The organism is Novosphingobium beihaiense (genome assembly GCF_022832375.1).
In the GTDB taxonomy this organism is placed as follows: domain Bacteria; phylum Pseudomonadota; class Alphaproteobacteria; order Sphingomonadales; family Sphingomonadaceae; genus Novosphingobium; species Novosphingobium beihaiensis.
Genome location: NZ_JALHLG010000050.1, coordinates 1 through 15,889 on the forward strand (window position 1 = coordinate 1; position 15,889 = coordinate 15,889).

7 protein-coding genes and 4 pseudogenes are annotated in these 15,889 nt (G+C 60.2%); 7 read left to right on the top strand and 4 right to left on the bottom strand.

The genetic code is table 11. The features are described from left to right. Positions 1–112: 112 nt before the first annotated feature. From MTR66_RS18865 to MTR66_RS18875, 3 genes and pseudogenes are all read right to left on the bottom strand, one after another. Positions 113–1,219 carry a glycoside hydrolase family 113 gene (locus MTR66_RS18865; RefSeq protein WP_407673078.1) on the bottom strand — a complete coding sequence of 369 codons (1,107 nt, stop codon included), beginning with the start codon at positions 1,217–1,219 and terminating at the stop codon, positions 113–115. Beyond that, positions 1,137–2,012, bottom strand: coding sequence for a response regulator (locus MTR66_RS21415; RefSeq protein ID WP_407673079.1), 876 nt, complete (start codon positions 2,010–2,012; stop codon positions 1,137–1,139). Before MTR66_RS21415 ends, MTR66_RS18865 begins: the two co-directional genes overlap by 83 nt. After that, a pseudogene (locus MTR66_RS18875) lies at positions 2,001–3,580 on the bottom strand (PAS domain S-box protein); the annotation flags it as partial. The pseudogene MTR66_RS18875 and the gene MTR66_RS21415, both read right to left, overlap by 12 nt. 451 nt (positions 3,581–4,031) lie before the next feature. Here MTR66_RS18875 and MTR66_RS18880 point away from each other — a divergent pair. Further along, entirely contained in the window at positions 4,032–4,529 is a 498-nt protein-coding gene (locus MTR66_RS18880; RefSeq protein WP_243923848.1) for a GAF domain-containing protein, read from the top strand. A 109-nt stretch (positions 4,530–4,638) separates the two neighbouring features. Continuing rightward, positions 4,639–8,136 carry a CHASE domain-containing protein gene (locus MTR66_RS18885; protein ID WP_243923850.1) on the top strand — a complete coding sequence of 1,166 codons (3,498 nt, stop codon included), beginning with the start codon at positions 4,639–4,641 and terminating at the stop codon, positions 8,134–8,136. 74 nt (positions 8,137–8,210) lie between these two features. Here MTR66_RS18885 and MTR66_RS18890 read toward each other — a convergent pair whose 3' ends face one another. After that, on the bottom strand, positions 8,211–8,909 hold the full coding sequence (locus MTR66_RS18890; protein WP_243923852.1) for a Crp/Fnr family transcriptional regulator: 699 nt from the start codon (positions 8,907–8,909) through the stop codon (positions 8,211–8,213). A gap of 373 nt (positions 8,910–9,282) precedes the next feature. Between MTR66_RS18890 and MTR66_RS18895 the strand changes: the two genes are divergently transcribed. From MTR66_RS18895 to MTR66_RS18915, 5 genes and pseudogenes are all read left to right on the top strand, one after another. Then, positions 9,283–9,789 carry a biliverdin-producing heme oxygenase gene (locus MTR66_RS18895; protein WP_243923854.1) on the top strand — a complete coding sequence of 169 codons (507 nt, stop codon included), beginning with the start codon at positions 9,283–9,285 and terminating at the stop codon, positions 9,787–9,789. Further along, a complete protein-coding gene (locus MTR66_RS18900) occupies positions 9,786–12,347 on the top strand; it encodes an HWE histidine kinase domain-containing protein (protein WP_243923856.1) in 2,562 nt (853 codons plus the stop codon). Before MTR66_RS18895 ends, MTR66_RS18900 begins: the two co-directional genes overlap by 4 nt. 189 nt (positions 12,348–12,536) lie before the next feature. Continuing rightward, positions 12,537–13,966 (top strand): annotated as a pseudogene (gene istA, locus MTR66_RS18905) (IS21 family transposase). Then, positions 13,960–14,750 (top strand): annotated as a pseudogene (gene istB / locus MTR66_RS18910) (IS21-like element helper ATPase IstB). Before istA ends, istB begins: the two co-directional pseudogenes overlap by 7 nt. 228 nt (positions 14,751–14,978) lie before the next feature. Further along, positions 14,979–15,591 (top strand): annotated as a pseudogene (locus tag MTR66_RS18915) (tyrosine-type recombinase/integrase). The last annotated feature ends 298 nt before the right edge of the window (positions 15,592–15,889 follow it).

The following is a 15,889-nucleotide window of genomic DNA, read 5'->3' on the forward strand; positions in this document are numbered from 1 at the left end:
CCCCGCCGCAGGGCGGTTGCGCAGGAAAGCCCGCTGGACAGCGTTGCCTCGCTTGCAGGGGCAACCAGCCCCTGCTGCACGCGGTGCCTTGCCTGCGGGCTTTCCTGCGCAATCACGGTGACCCAGGTCGGTCGAAAAGGGCTCTAAGCCAGCACCGGCGCAGCACGGCTTCGGCCGGCTTGTTCTGGACGGTGAAGTCCGTATCGCCGCTGCCCCCGGCGGCGGGATCGGTAAACCAGCGCCAGACCAGCTCCGCCCCCACCCCGGCACGGCGCGCCTCTTCCAGCCAGGCTTCGATCACGGCTGCTTGCAGAGGGCCATCGGGTGCAGCCACGCGCTCCTCCGCGCTTTCCCAGGGCCGCAGCGTCGCACCGCGTGCCGAGCGGAGCCCGAATTCGGCGATCCAGAGCGGCTTTTGCACCTTGTGCGCGGCAACCTGCGAACGCTGCAGCGCCGCCGCCATGGCATGGTGCCAGGCCGGCCGGTCACCGCCTTCGCCAAGCACCGGGTAAAGCGAAACACTGACCGCATCCAGAGCCGCCCAGAAAGGCACACGCCCGGCCTCATCGGGCCCATGTGCCGTATAGCTCAATGTTCCGGGAAAGAGCGAGCGTGCCCGTACAATGACATCGAGCCAGGCGGGATGGTGCGAAGTCTGCGCCAGCTCCGTTCCAATCATCAAGACGTCGGCCCCTTCGCCACCGGCCAGGGTCGCGAGTTCGCCAAGATGAGCGGAATAGGCGGCGAACCAGCGTCTCCAGTCCGCCGGATCGCGCATCGCGACTTCGCCAGCCCAATGCCCGGCAATCCAGACATGGGGCTTGACGATCGTACGCAATCCGGCCGCGCGTGCCTGGGCAAGCCCCAAACGCAATCGGTCCAACGGCACGGCATTGCCTAAAACGATGCCGGGACTGTCCGGCGCCGATTGCCATAGAAACGGAATGATGGCCACACAATTGGCCCCGGTCGCAGCCAGCCGCCGCAAGCTGACCGCAGCCGCCTCTGAACCGAACGGCGCGTTTGGTGTCTCCACAAGATTGGCGCCGCGCAAGACAGGCGCAGGAGAACCCGCGCGGGCAAGTGTGCTCACGCCAAAAGACAAGGCACCGGCGAAAAATGCACGGCGGGCCAGCTCATGCACATGCCCCCTCCCTGTCCACACGATCATTACATTCACGAAGGGCCCTTGCCGCTTGACCGGCAATCCTAGCGACATCCTCAATCGCAGTGGCAAGCAACTGGATCTCGTATTCGCCCGCCAGTTTTCCCAATGCCCCTTCGCCAAAAAAGCCGGCAGTCCCGGCCAGTTTGTGAAGCAGCGACGCGGCATCCTTCACACTCTCCTCCTCTGGCTCCGGGTTCTGCTGCAAGGCATCCAGCGCCATAAGGACAGATTGTTTGCGTTGCTCGAAACGGGCCTTGAGAGTCCCGTTTTCAACCAGCGGCAAAAGCGCGGATGGGCTGTGTTCCTTTGCCGCGCTGTCTTTGGCACGGCCCCATTTGACGACGGCGCCGCGAATGTCGCTGGCCCGGACAGGCTTTGCCAGGTGGCCCTGCATTCCCGCCTCCATACAAGCTGTCACGTCTTCGGCATAGGCATTGGCGGTCAGCGCGACGATCGGCAGCTTTTCGGCATCGAACCCTGCAGCCCGCAGTCTGCGCGTCGCCTCCAGACCGTCGACATCCGGCATCTGCATGTCCATGAACACCAGTTGATAGGGGCGCCCCCTGGCCTCGGCATCCAGCGCCATGCGAACGGCCTCGTCTCCGTTGGCCGCGATCGCCGCGTCCATGCCAAGCGATTCAGCCAGCTCTTTCATCAGCAGCTGATTGATATCGTAGTCCTCGGCGATCAGAACGCGGGGAGATCCCTCAAAGCGCCCCGCCGCGACCGCCGCCCCGGGATCGTCTTCATACGCATGGTCTTGTGCCGCAAAAAGCGGCAATCGCAGCGAGAAAGTCGAGCCCACGCCGGGCTCCGACGTAACGGACAGCGTGCCGTTCATCATCGTTGCAAGCTGGCTGCTGATCGCCAGACCCAGCCCGGTGCCACCGTAGCGCCGGGCCGTATTGTCCTGCCCCTGGGTGAAATGCTGGAATATCGCCTCGAGCCTGTCCGTCCGGATGCCGATCCCCTATCCTTCACGTCTATACACAGAACCGCGGTTTCATCCTGCGCCGTGCCTGCTTGCACCGTTATTCGTATGCCGCCGTGTTCTGTGAACTTCACGGCATTGCCCAGAAGATTGAGCACGATCTGGCGCAGCCGGAGCGGATCAGCCACGATAAACTGCGGCACGTCTGGCGCAATCTCAACGCTGAGATCAAGTCCCTTAGCCCGAACGTTCGGCTGTATCAGCCGTATGCAGGAACGCAGTTCATGCCGTAATTTGATGGTTTCGAAAACAATCCCCATCTGGCCCGATTCGATTTTCGATATGTCGAGAATGTCGTTGAGCAAGTTCATCATCGCCTGCCCAGAATCGGATATCGTCTGAACATAGCTGCGCTGCTCCGGGGTCAGGTCGCTCGCTAGCAAAAGTTCGGTAAATCCTATCACGCCATTCATCGGCGTGCGAATTTCATGGCTCATATTGGCCAAGAAGCCGGCCTTCGCGGAAGCGGCGGCCTCGGCGTTGCGGCGGGCCTCCACCAGTTCCTCTTCCATTTGTTTGCGGGCCGTAATGTCGCGGATCGACGCAACGACCTCTCTTGGCGTCTGCCCGTCCGGCTCCCGCACCAGTCCGGAACTGGATTCCAGCCAGACATATCTGCTTTCATCGCCCTTCCAGGAACGGTACGCCATCATCGCGCTGTCAATTTCCCCGGCGGCAAGCGCACGGAAGGACGCCAGAACCTTCTCCTTGTCTTCCGGATGAAAAAAACGCCCCTCCAGGGACTTTCCGATCAGTTCGGCAGGCTTCAGACCGATGATGTGCTCCGCCGAAGGGGACGCGTAGAGATATGTTCCATCGAGCGCGATGCGAAACATGGCATCTGTCGCATTCTGCGCCAGGATGGAAAGCTGCGCATCCCTTTCAGCCAGCCGGAATTCGGCATCCTTACGCTCGGTGATATCGATCGTAACACCTATATACCCGGTGACTTCTCCATTATCTTTCATTTCCGGATGGCCGAGAACATCCACCCAGACAATCCGGCCATCATCATGCCGCCAGCGAAATGCAGTGCTAAAATCGCTACGTTTCGCGACCGCCTCCGCCCAACCCGTTTTCACGCGGTCGATGTCCTGCGCGAAAAGGGTGCGTGCCCAACCCTCGCCCAGAGCCGCCTCTTGCGACTGGCCGGCCATTTTCGCCCATGCCGGGTTCACGTAAGTGCAGCGCCCTTCTGCATTCGTGCGAAAAATGCCAGCCGGGGCAAAATCCGCCAACGCCTGAAAGCGCCGCTCACTTTCCGCAAACGCATCAAGAGCCTCGCGCAGCTTAACCGTGCGCACGGAAACTTCGCGGCGCACGTAATACTTGCACCCTGCATAGATCAGCAGCGTCACCAGGACGACAAGGGCAACGCCCAAAACAACGGCTGGTACCAGCCAAGGCAGGGCCGAACTCACGGTGCGCCCGAAAACCGAAACAACGCCAGTTCAGCAAGCAAGATCACTGTCCCTCTCCACAATCGAGTCCTCACCGGACAACGGTTGCCCCCTGCCGACACGCCTTGGACCGGCACAGACATGTCACGTCGCACCGGGGACAATCAAGCCCGAAGCCCTCCCCCAAGGGGAACGCATGAGTTCATAACATGAATTGCACAGCACCGGCGACGCTTGGCGACAAGACTGCTGTAACGACGAAAACACGGCGGTTCATTGAGAATGGGCCGAAATCAGCACCCTTTCTTGCTAAAATAAGACTGGAAAATGCCCACGGCCTCGACAATGTGGATGCTGCACCTGCTGCCGGTCAGGACGGTAGGTCCCGCGTTAAGCCTATCCCCGCCTTTACCTGCGGCAAAGAAATCCCTGCTAGTCTCCACTCAGACCCGGCGAAACAAGGTTATTGGGGATGAATAAAGCAACGGGCGAACAAGAACGGCTCGACGCTCTGAGAAGCTACAACATACTGGACACTCTTCCCGAACCCGGCTTTGACGCTCTGGTTTGCGAGGCGGCACAACAGTTCGACACGCCAATCGCATTGATATCACTGGTCGATGAAGAGCGGCAGTGGTTCAAGGCTGCCATCGGCCTGGACGTGTCCGAAACACCCCGGTCGATATCTTTCTGCGCGCACGCCATTCGCAGCGAAGACATTTTCCTCGTTGCGGATGCACTCGCGGATCCGGTATTTTCGAACAATCCCCTAGTGCAAAAAGATCCCGGGATCCGGTTTTACGCAGGCGCCCCGATCGAAACGAAAGAAGGGCACAAACTGGGCACGATCTGCGTTATCGATCGTTCGCCCCGTAACATGTTACCTTCCGACACGAAACAGACACTGAAGGGGCTTGCCGACAAGGTCATGGCCTTGATCGAGTCTCGCAGCCGGATATGCACGAAGTAATCCGATGACATCGTTCACCCCCTCTGAAGCACCGAGCAATCAGCGGCCAGGCCAAGCCAAGCCACCGGCATCTTGGGTCAGAAAGCGCGTTCTCGGCAATGCTTGCGTCATGCTGCTCTACGCTTTCAGCGGCTGGCTAGGGTTGAAGCTTGCTGTCCCACCAGGATATGCCACTCTAATCTGGCCGGCATCCGGCATAGCGGCAGCGGCCTTGCTTATCTTCGGCTCCGGCTTCTGGCCGGGCGTCTTTCTTGGCGCAGTGGCAGTCAATACCTACAACAGCATTGCAAGCGCGCCGGACGGAGACGTCTGGGTCGCTTTGCTGAATGCCTCACTGATTGCCTGCGGGTCGACGTTACAGGCTCTCTTCGTGTCCAGCATGGTACGCCGGCGCTTCGGCCTGCCGATGACTATAAACAATTCACGCGACATCGTCCTACTGGTGCTGATTGCAGGGCCCATCGCCTGCCTTATCGCCTCGACCTTTGGCATAAGTGCCTTGATAGCTACAGGTATCCTCTCGCTAGACGGAGCACCGGGCAACTGGCTTGTCTGGTGGCTGGGAGACATGGCCGGCATCCTCATCGTTGTGCCTATCGCGGTGCTCGGACCATGGAAGAATTGGAACGTGTACTGGCGCGGTTCGCCCGTACCGGCCCTGACCGCTACAATGACGGCCGCGCTGTTCCTGCTGATCGGAGCTACCCTGGTTGCCTGGAAAGTCGCAAGCGTCGCCAACTACGAACGCAACAACGCCGCATTCTCGGCGCTGGCCGATGAAAGCGAAAAGGCCTTAAGCCATCGCCTTGATTCCTATCGCCAAAGTCTCGATGGCGGCGCCGGGCTATTTGCCGCGTCCGATCATGTCAGCCTCGCCGACTGGCAGACTTACGTGGATACGCTCGACGTTACCCGCACCCTGCCCGGCATCAACGGCGTAGGCTATATTGAGCCGGTACGCCGCGATGCGGTTCCGTCATTTCTGGACAGGACAGCCAGGGACGGTCTTCCCGGCTTCGAGATCCACCCGAAAACCAGCGGGAGCGAACATTTCGTCATCAAGTATATCGAGCCGATCGCCGTAAACAAAGAAGCTGTCGGGCTCGATATCAGTTTTGAAACGAACAGGCTGAACGCCGCCGTCCGTGCCCGGGACAGCGGCATGACGGCGGTTACCCAGCGAATCTTTCTGGTGCAGGATCACACCAAGCAGCCTGGTTTTCTGTTGTTGAAACCGGTCTATCGGACAACTCTTATTCCCCAGACCGTCGAAAGCCGCCGCAAGGCATTTTTGGGCTGGGTCTATGCGCCGTTCATTGCAAACCGCTTCATGGAAGGCCTGACGGCCAGCCAAGGCCAAAGCATCAACATCCGCATTGTCGATGGCCCCTCGAAAGATGGCAACGTCATCTTTGACAGTGGTGTTTCGCCAATGCCGTCGGCCCAGTACTCCGTCACCAAACGGCTGGATGTCTTTCAGCAGCAATGGACCATCACCTGGGCCAGCACCCATGCGTTCGAGCGCGACAACGCAACCTGGGAAGCCTGGACAGTCCTGGCCAGTGGTTTGGCGATTACGGCCATATTCGCCTTTCTTCTGATGTCTCTCGCCCGGCGTGAGGCCTATGTCCGAAAGGAGGTGGATACCCGTACCAGCGAAGTGTTCGAACGCGAACGCGGTCTGGAAAAGGCACTGGCTGCGCTGAAAATCAGCGAGCGCCGGTTCAGTTCGCTGGCAGGCCTTTCCCCCGCGGGAATATTCCGCACGGACAACTACGGCTTTTGCAACTTCGTGAACGAGGCCTGGCTCGAAGCGTCGAGGCTATCGGCCAACGAGGCCATGGGCGCCGGCTGGATCGATGCCATACACCCCGAAGACCGCGACCGCGTTCATCGCACATGGCTCTCATCCATCGGGTCGGAAGAAAGCGTCAGGATCGAATTCCGCTTTCGCGAGCGCGACGACGGCGGCGTAACGTGGATCGATCTGATCAGCGGGCCCGAGTTCGACGATAATGGGAAACTGATTGGCTTCATCGGTGTTGCTATCGACATTACCGAGCGCAAAGAGCTCGAAGCGAACATGGCAGCCGCGCTCGAAAGCGCCGAACAAGCCACGCGGGCCAAGTCCTCGTTCCTCGCCAATATGAGCCACGAAATCCGCACGCCCATGAATGGCGTAATTGGTTTTGCGGAACTCCTGCGCGAAGGCGAGCTTTCCTCCGAACAACGCAGGCAGGTGGATCTTATCCTGGAATCGAGCCGTTCGATGATGCGGCTGCTCAACGATATTCTAGACATTTCCAAGATCGAGGCCGGTCAGATGAAAATCGCGCCGGAGCCGGTAGAACTGCCCCGGGAAATCAGCAGATATGTCAGCGCATTTCTGCCACTTGCGGAAAAGAAAGGTCTGCAGATCGAGACTGATATCTCTTCCGGCGTCCCGACGTGGATCAGCGTCGATCCTCTGCGGCTTCGCCAGATCGTCACCAATCTTCTGGGTAACGCGATCAAGTTTACGCATACTGGAAAAGTATGCCTTCGTGCCTGCATGAAACCTGGAAACATCCTTGCCATCGAGGTGGAAGATACGGGAATCGGCATAGCCGATGAACGGCAGTCATCGCTTTTCCAACAGTTCGTGCAAGCAGATGACAGTGCTGCGAGAAAGTATGGCGGCACAGGCCTTGGCCTTGCAATAAGCTTCAACCTGGCAAAGCTCATGGGAGGCTCATTGTCCCTGCGCAGCACGCAGGGTGAAGGGACCACGGTAACACTCGAATTGCCAGCCCTGCCGGCAGAACCGAATGAAACCCTCGACAACAATATCGAGTTGACCACGGCACCCGCTTCTGCCTCGCCAGCCGCGCTCAAAATTCTGCTGGTGGAAGACCACGACATAAACCAAGTACTGATTACCGATATGATACGGCAACTCGGCTATGGCGTGGACCTCGCCTGCGACGGTGAACAGGCCCTTGAGATGGTGTCAGCGTCATTCAAGGAAGGCTCGCCCTATCAATTGGTCCTGATGGACCTCCAGATGCCATCCATGGATGGCAGAGAGGCAACGCGCCGCATCAGAGCAATGGGAATACATGCCCCAGACCTGCCCATCATTGCGCTCAGTGCCAACGCCTATCCCGAGGATGTCCAGGAATGCCTCGCCATTGGAATGCAGGCGCACCTCGCAAAACCGGTTCGCCTGCGTGAACTGGAAGCTGCCATCGCGCGGTGGGGGACGAAGGGAAACGCCCCGCCAAAACAGCCGGAAACAAAATCAAACTCGGCTAAATTCGGAGAAGCACTGACAGCCCGATACGAGAAGCGGAAAAACGACACGTTCTCGTATATGGAAAAACTCGCGCAAGAGCAGGATCTCGGACAAAAAAGCTTGGAGGAGTTGCACGACATGCTTCACAAGCTGGCGGGAACAGCAGGAATGTTTGGCGAAGAAGCCCTGGGTCTTTGTGCAAGGGAGATCGAATACGAAATGCCCATGTGGCGGGATCCGCAAAAGAAAGAAATTCTTAGGGCGTTGGAACGGCTGAACGCCGCCGCCGGGCGCCACGGCACAGAACCAAACCATAGCAAGCAAGTTCATTGAAAGCCGTCATATCAATAGATTGATTGACATCTTCAGGAGGCGGCATCTTTTGAACAGCCCGGCGCAATGGCAGGTCAGATATCCGTCAGAACAGTTGCGAAGTGATCGCGGACGAGGCCGTTGCAATTGCACGCCATACGCTTCAGCGTTTCGGGTGAGCGCACCGCGATTCCTCCACGGCGGGTTTCGATCAGCTTTTGGGCCCGCAGGCGCTGAAGCATGCGGCTAACGTAACTGCGCCCTACCCCCAGGAAGGATGCAAGCTGATCCTGCGTGATGGTAATTTCCTGCGTGCCGGTGCGCTCGACCGCCGCCGACAACCACTTGGCCGCTCGTTGACCGAGCGGATGGACCGCATTGCAGGCCACCGACTGAAAAACCTGCGCCATCAGGCAATCGGCATACCGCGTGAAAAGGTTACGGATGGCAGCAGACTCGTTCTTGGCCGCCTCAAGATTGCGCGACGCGATGCGCAGGAACGGCCCGCTATGCATGACGCAGGCCCTGGAAAAGGCGGGGAGAAGGCCATGGCTTACGATGCCGCCGATCGCTCCTTCATTACCAATCATCGCCGTTTCGATCGAGCGGCCGTCTTCCATCACGACGAGAAAGGACGCCAATGACGGGCCGAGCGGAAAATAGGCGTGATCGACATGGTCGCCCGGTTCATAGAGAACGTGGCCATTCGTAAGCTCCATGGACGTCATGTGCTTTCGCAAAAGCGCCTGATCGGCTTCCCCCAGCGAAGAAAAAAGGCTGCTGTGGTCGAACATCGTAACTTCCAATTCCTCTTGTCCCATCGCTCGCTCACAACCACGGGAGCGTATGAAATGTTCCCATCTCTGTGCACTTATGCACAGACAGTCTGTGCAATCTGACACATAAGCAGCTTGTTCGACGGGTGGCTGATGCCTCCTCGCAGATCGGGGGATCATCGCGGCGGCACGCGGCATTGCAGGCATCGCCAGAGTGTTTCGAGCCGATAGTGCATGGCGCGCGAACGCATTGGAAGGACGAACGATTTTGGAGTATGCAGGCGGGGGTCAGGGGACTGTTGTTCCCGTTGGAAATCTGGCGGCTATCCGGCGTGAAACGGCAGAGAGCCACCAGCTTCTGGACAGTTTGTTCAGCCAGCTCGATCTGTCTGTGCCTCACCATTACCAAGCCTTCCTGACTAGCCACCATGCGGCCCTGGCCCAGGTGGAGCACTGGCTGATCGACCGGCTGGGCACGCTCCCGGGTAAAGCGGGCTGCTCGCCTGTGCAGCGCCTGCCATTGCTTTCGGCGGACCTCGCCGCCCTGGGATGCACGCTGCCCGCACCGCTTCCGGCACAGTGGCTCGCGCGGCTTTCGGGCACTGGCGGATTGCTTGGCGTGCTCTACGTGATCGAGGGATCGCGCAAGGGAGCTGCCGTGCTGCGGCGCCGCGTGCCGCCCGGCACACCTTGCGCCTATCTTTCCGGCCGCGCGCATATCCTGCCATGGAACCATTTGTGCGAAGCAATCGATGCTATGAGCGAGGCCCAGTTCCCAGAGGCCAACCACGCCGCACAGTGCTGCTTCCAGCACTTTCTGGACGCAGCTGTCACGTTCGCGGATCATGCGCTATCCAGCAACGCCGCGTCATCTCCAGCACCGGGGATGCCGACATGAACTCCCCCGTCACGCTAACCTCATGCGATCGCGAGCCGATCCACCACCTTGGCCGGATCCAAGGTTTCGGCTGGCTGATAGCCTTCACTCCCGACTGGACCGTGGCGAGGGTCTCGGCGAATATCGCGACGCTGCTGGAGCTTACCGCCGACGAGTTACTGGGCCTGCATATCTCGGAACTGTTTTCCAGCGAGACGATTCACACCCTGCGCAGCCGTCTCGCCGTGTTGTACGGAGACGACGCTGTCGAGCGGATTTTCGGGCTAGGGCTGTTTCCCGAACGGCCAGAAGCGCTCTACGATCTGGCGCTGCACGTATCGCACCGGAATTTCGTCGTCGAGATCGAGCCCTCTCGCTCGGAACTGAACTTCGAGCCCCTGGGCATAGTGCGCAACATGATGGCGCGGCTTGAACAATGCGACAGTATCGAGAGCTATCTGTCCCAGTCCGCGCGCATGTTGCGGGCGGTGATCGGGTTCGACCGGGTGATGGTCTACCGCTTCGACGAGCGGGCGAACGGAATGGTTGTCGCTGAAAGCCTCAATCCCGGCATAGACAGTTTTCTCGGGCTCAACTATCCCGCCTCGGACATTCCGCAGCAGGCGCGCAAACTCTATGTGCGCACCCCCTTCCGCATCATCGCCGACGTGGCCGACCCCGGCGTTCCTATTGTTCCCGAGCACAATTACGATGGGGAACCGGCCGATCTTTCGCTGTCCGTGCTGCGCTCGGTATCGCCAATCCACATCGAGTACTTGTGCAACATGGGCGTGGCCGCCTCGCTTTCGGTCTCCATCATTGTCGACGGGAGCCTGTGGGGGCTGTTTGCCTGCCATCACTATGCGCCGATCCTGCCGTCCTTCGGATCGCGCACGCTCGCGGAACTGTTCGGCCAGCTCTGCAGCCTGAAACTCGAAGCGCGCCTGCATAACGCACGCATGGATCAGGAACATGCCGCAAGGCAGGCCGGGGACCGCCTGCTTGCCGGTATCGCGCATGACCGCACGAGGCTGGAAGACCCGGAGTTCATTTCCGATTGCCTGCAGAACGTGGTGCCCTGCGACGGCGTGGCGACGATTATCGACAATCGCATCGCCACGATCGGAACCTGCCCCGACGACCCGCTCATTCGCGCCATGGCCCAGCGATTGAACGCTGCGGATGGCGGGCGCGTGCTGGTTTTTGATCGCCTGGCGGATCTGCTGCCAGCCGCCGCCGAACAGGCTCATGCCGCCGCCGGCATGATGGCGATCCCCATTTCGCGCGCGCCGCGCGACTATGTCATGCTGTTCCGCAAAGAGCAGTTGCAGACTGTCGACTGGGCCGGCAAGCCCGAAAAGGCAGTGTCGTCCGGCCCCAATGGCGACCGGCTGACCCCACGTGGCAGCTTTGCTCTTTGGCAGGAGGAGGTGCGCGGCAAATCGGCGCCCTTTACGCACGCCGAAAGGTATATCGGCGAAGCCTTGCGGAACGTGCTGACCGAGGTCGTGCTGCGGCTCGCCGACCGCGCGCGCGACGATATGCACCGGGCCAACGAACGGCAGGAACTGCTGATCGCCGAGCTGAACCACCGCGTCCGCAATATCCTCACGCTGGTTCGGGGGATCATCAACCAGTCCTCCAACAGCGCCGGGGACATGGAGAGCTTCGTCTCGATCCTCGATGGCCGTGTACGCGCGCTGGCCCGGGCGCACGACCAGATCACGCGCGACAAGTGGGGACCGGCGGCCATCCGCCAGCTTATCGCGGCAGAAGCCGAAGCCTACTGCAACCAGGCCGAAGGGCGCGTTCGCGTTTCCGGGCCGGTCACGCTGCTCGAACCCGAGGCTTTCACCACGCTCGCCCTTGTCGTCCACGAACTCGTCACCAATTCCGTCAAATACGGCGCGCTTTCGGACAGCGGCACGATCACCGTGACAATTGGCCAGGACGATCAGGACCAACTGCTTCTCGACTGGCAGGAAAGCGGCGGTCCGCCTGTGCGTGCGCCCACACGGCGCGGCTTCGGCACGACGATCATCAACCACGCGATCCCGCATGATCTGGGGGGTGAAGCGCGTGTTGATTACGCGTTGAACGGACTGAAGGCCCATTTTGTCATCCCCGCCCGCTTCGTTCACAAGGGTGCGAACTATGCCCAGCCGGAGGCCCGAAGGCCGGTTCCGTCAGGTGAGGCTCACGCCAACCGGCAGCCGCTCAAGGGCATGCGCGTGCTGCTTGTCGAAGACAGCCTTATCATCGCCGTGGACGTCGAGGCGTCGCTGCAAGAACTGGGTGCCCAGCATGTTGACATGTGCTCGTCGGGCAAAGCCGCTCTTTCGGCTATCGATGCGAACCAGCCCGACTGCGCGATCCTCGACTACAATCTCGGAAACGAGAACAGCCTGCCAGTCGCCGACGCGCTGATTTCGCTCGGCGTTCCCGTGCTTTTCGCCACGGGTTATGGCGAGGAGAACGATCTCGGCACGGGCTACGCGACGATTCCCATCCTGCAAAAGCCATACGATCAGGCCGAGCTTTCCCAAGCCCTCATCGCGGCCTTGTCGCTACCCCGCTGAACATGGTCGAGCTTGCCCGTCACCGTGTCCGGCATGTTGAAGGGATAGGCCGGGGCTTTGATGATCTGCCCACCTCTGTTGATTTCCACTGAGAGCTGACCCGGGAGGGGCACAAATTTCCACTGAGAAGTGACCCATGTTTTGACCTTGCCCCTGACTAACTTGTCGGGGGATCCAGGAGTGATCGACATGGCGTTACTGAGTGTAATCCGACGCTGGTATTTCCGGCAGCACCTCCCGATCCTTGAGGTTGAACGACGCACGGGGTTGTCGCGCAACACGATCCGCAAGTACCTGCGCGCGGATACGGTGGAGCCGAAGTTCAAGGTTCCCGATCGGCCGAGCAAGCTGGACCCGTTTGCCGAGAAGCTGTCAGCCTGGCTTCGGATTGAGACCGGCAAGTCGCGCAAACAGCGACGCACAGCCAAGCAGATGCACGCCGATCTCGTGGCCTTGGGATACGACGGTTCCTACAATCGCGTCGCGGCGTTTGCGCGGGACTGGAGTGAGGACTGGGCGATGATCGGCGGCAGGCGGACCAAGCTGCAGGCCGCACATACGAAGCTGTCGCACAGCAGGGCTTTCATCGTCCGCGCCTACCCGCTCCAGACCCACGAGATGCTGTTCGATGCCATGACCCAGGCCTTCCGGGTGCTTGGGGGCGTGCCGCAGCGTGGAATCTTCGACAACATGAAGACCGCGGTCGACAAGATCGGCAGCGGCAAGGTCCGTCAGGTCAACGCCCGCTTTGCGGCCATGGCGAGCCACTACCTGTTCGAACCGGAGTTCTGCAATCCCGCCGCGGGATGGGAGAAGGGGCAGGTCGAGAAGGACGTCCAGGATGCGCGGCGACGACTGTGGCAGGCAATGCCGGCCTTCCCGGACATCGATGCGCTCAATGTCTGGCTCGAGGAGCAATGCATCGCGCAGTAGGGAGAGATTCCACACGGTGTGTTGCCCGGCACCATCGCCGACGTGCATGCCGCAGAGATCGCGAGCCTGATGCCGATGGGGCGGCCCTTCGACGGCTTCGTTGAACATACCAAGCGGGTGTCGCCGACCTGCCTGATATCCTTCGAACGCAACCGCTACAGCGACCCTGCTTCCTTCGCCAACCGGCCGGTGAGCTTGCGGGTTTATCCTGATCGGATCGTCATTGCCGCCGAGGGGCAGATGCTGTGCGAACATGGGCGGATCATCGAACGGTCCCATGATCAGCCGGGACGGACGATCTATGACTGCGGCACTATCTCGCGGTGATCCAGCGCAAACCGGGAGCCCTGCGCAATGGCGCGCCCTTCACCGAGATGCCGGAGGCGTTCCGGCAACTGCAGAGCCAGCTTCTGAAGCGCCCCGGCGGCGATAGGGAGACGGTGGAGATCCTCTCGCTGGTCCTGCACCATGACGAACAGGCCGTGCTGTGTGCCGTCGAGCTGGCTCTCGAGGCCGGCGTCGCGACCAAGATCCATATCCTCAATATCCTGCACCGCCTGGTCGACGGCAAGGCCCCCGCTCCGCCCAGCATCGATGCTCCGCAGGCCCTGGTCCTGCGGCGCGAACCCAAGGCCAACGTCGCGCGTTATGATACCCTGCGGGACAAGGATCTGCGCGCATGTTGAGGTCTGGGCGTCATGATCCCGCCAGCGCCGCCGTCGTGGTCATGCTACGCTCCCTCAAGATGTATGGCATGGCCCAGGCTGTCGGCGACCTCGTCGAGCAAGGCGCGCCTGCGTTCGATGCGGCCATTCCCATCCTCTCCCAATTGCTCAAGGCGGAGGTCGCCGAACGCAAGGTCCGGTCCACCGCCTATCAGATCAAAGCGGCCAAGTTCCCGGCTTACAAGGATCTGACCGGCTTCGACTTCACTTCCAGCGAAGTGAACGAGGCCATGGTCCGCCAGCTCCATCGCTGCGAGTTCATCGATGGGGCTCACAATGTCGTGCTGATCGGTGGCCCCAGCACTGGCAAGACGCACATCGCCACTGCCCTCGGCGTGCAGGCGGTCGAGCATCACCGAAAGAAGGCCCGCTTCTTCGCCACCGTCGATCTGGTCAATGCGCTGGAACAGGAAAAGGCCATGAACAAGGCCGGGCAACTGGCTCACCGGCTGCTGCGCCCGATCTGCCCATCCTCGACGAGCTCGGCTACCTGCCGTTTAGCGCGTCAGGCGGCGCGCTGCTGTTCCACCTGCTCAGCAAACTCTACGAGCGCACCAGCGTCATCATCACCACCAACCTCAGCTTCAGCGAGTGGGCCGGTGTGTTCGGCGATGCCAAGATGACCACGGCGCTGCTCGATCGGCTCACCCATCACTGCCACATCCTCGAGACCGGAAACGACAGCTTCCGGTTCCGGGCAAGTTCGGCAGCGCCCAAATCCAGAAAGGAAAAATCACCCGCTTAACCCACCGCCCGCACAGCGGGACATAGTATCCACCCGGGTCAATTCTCGATGGAAATCCCGGGTCAGCTCTCAGTGGAAATCAACACGGATCCGGCTACTTGAATGGATGGCTGCTTTCGGAAGGCCGATTTAAGCCGCTCTACGTCCGGTTTGCCGACGCTTCTGCCCGAATGCTCTGACATATACCAACGACCGGCTTCGGGAGAGCGGACATACAAGCACCTGCAGTTGAGTGGTGTGGAATGGCCCCCCACCACCAAGCACCCGGTCTGGAATGCGGGAAGAACCGTCGGCCCGAAGCGAGCTTTGAAACCAAAGCATATTTGAGAGATTCGATTCTACCTCAATCAGCGTCGCCGCCTGCGAGATCGCGCGCTGTTCGACTTGGCGATCGACAGCAAGCTCCCTGACTGCGACCTCATGCAGATAAAAATTGGCGACATTGTCAGCGGAGGACATATCCGAACGCGCGCGATTGTGATGCAGCATAAACGGGTCGACCGGTTCAGTTTGAATTGCTTCCCGATGCCCGAGGCAGCCTATTGGCATGGCTTGAACGTCGCGGCGGCGGGGTGGATGATTATGTTTTTCCAGGTCGGGTTGATCACAACAGCCATCTCAGCCCTCGCCAATATGGCCGTCTCATCGATGAATGGGTGATGGGAGTAGGCCTGATGCGCAGCGAGTATGGCACGCACTCACTTCGTCGAACGAAGGCCTCGATCATCTACAGGGGACCGGTAACCTTCGCACCGTCCAGATCCTTCTCGGTCACAGCAAGATCGAGAATACGGTACGCTATCTCGGGATCGACGTGGGAGACGCGCTCACCCTTGCCTAGAATACCGAAATTTGATCCTTCGGCGAAAGGCCAATCTCACGGTATCTGGGGAACACCGGCCGGTAGTAGACTGGCGGGTTCGGGGTTTGTGGCGCAAATTGCTACCGATCAGGCATGTCGGAAAACATCGCCTGACAAGGTTTCCAGCACATTTTCAATCCGACAGGGTTTTCCGTACAATCGCCTCCACGCGAATGCCAAGAAGCAGCGTGCGCGACGAGTTTCTGGCTGAATTGTGCGCCCACTGTACGGAAAACATGTCAGTCCGTCCGAAAACGCACGGGCTGATCGGGTTTCG

Bases quoted from the DNA above. Each gene is read 5' to 3' on its own strand.
- MTR66_RS18865 (WP_407673078.1), bottom strand. From the start codon at position 1,219: ATGTCGCTAGGATTGCCGGTCAAGCGGCAAGGGCCCTTCGTGAATGTA.
- MTR66_RS21415 (WP_407673079.1), bottom strand. From the start codon at position 2,012: ATGATGAACGGCACGCTGTCCGTTACGTCGGAGCCCGGCGTGGGCTCG.
- MTR66_RS18880 (WP_243923848.1), top strand. From the start codon at position 4,032: ATGAATAAAGCAACGGGCGAACAAGAACGGCTCGACGCTCTGAGAAGC.
- MTR66_RS18885 (WP_243923850.1), top strand. From the start codon at position 4,639: ATGCTGCTCTACGCTTTCAGCGGCTGGCTAGGGTTGAAGCTTGCTGTC.
- MTR66_RS18890 (WP_243923852.1), bottom strand. From the start codon at position 8,909: ATGTTCGACCACAGCAGCCTTTTTTCTTCGCTGGGGGAAGCCGATCAG.
- MTR66_RS18900 (WP_243923856.1), top strand. From the start codon at position 9,786: ATGAACTCCCCCGTCACGCTAACCTCATGCGATCGCGAGCCGATCCAC.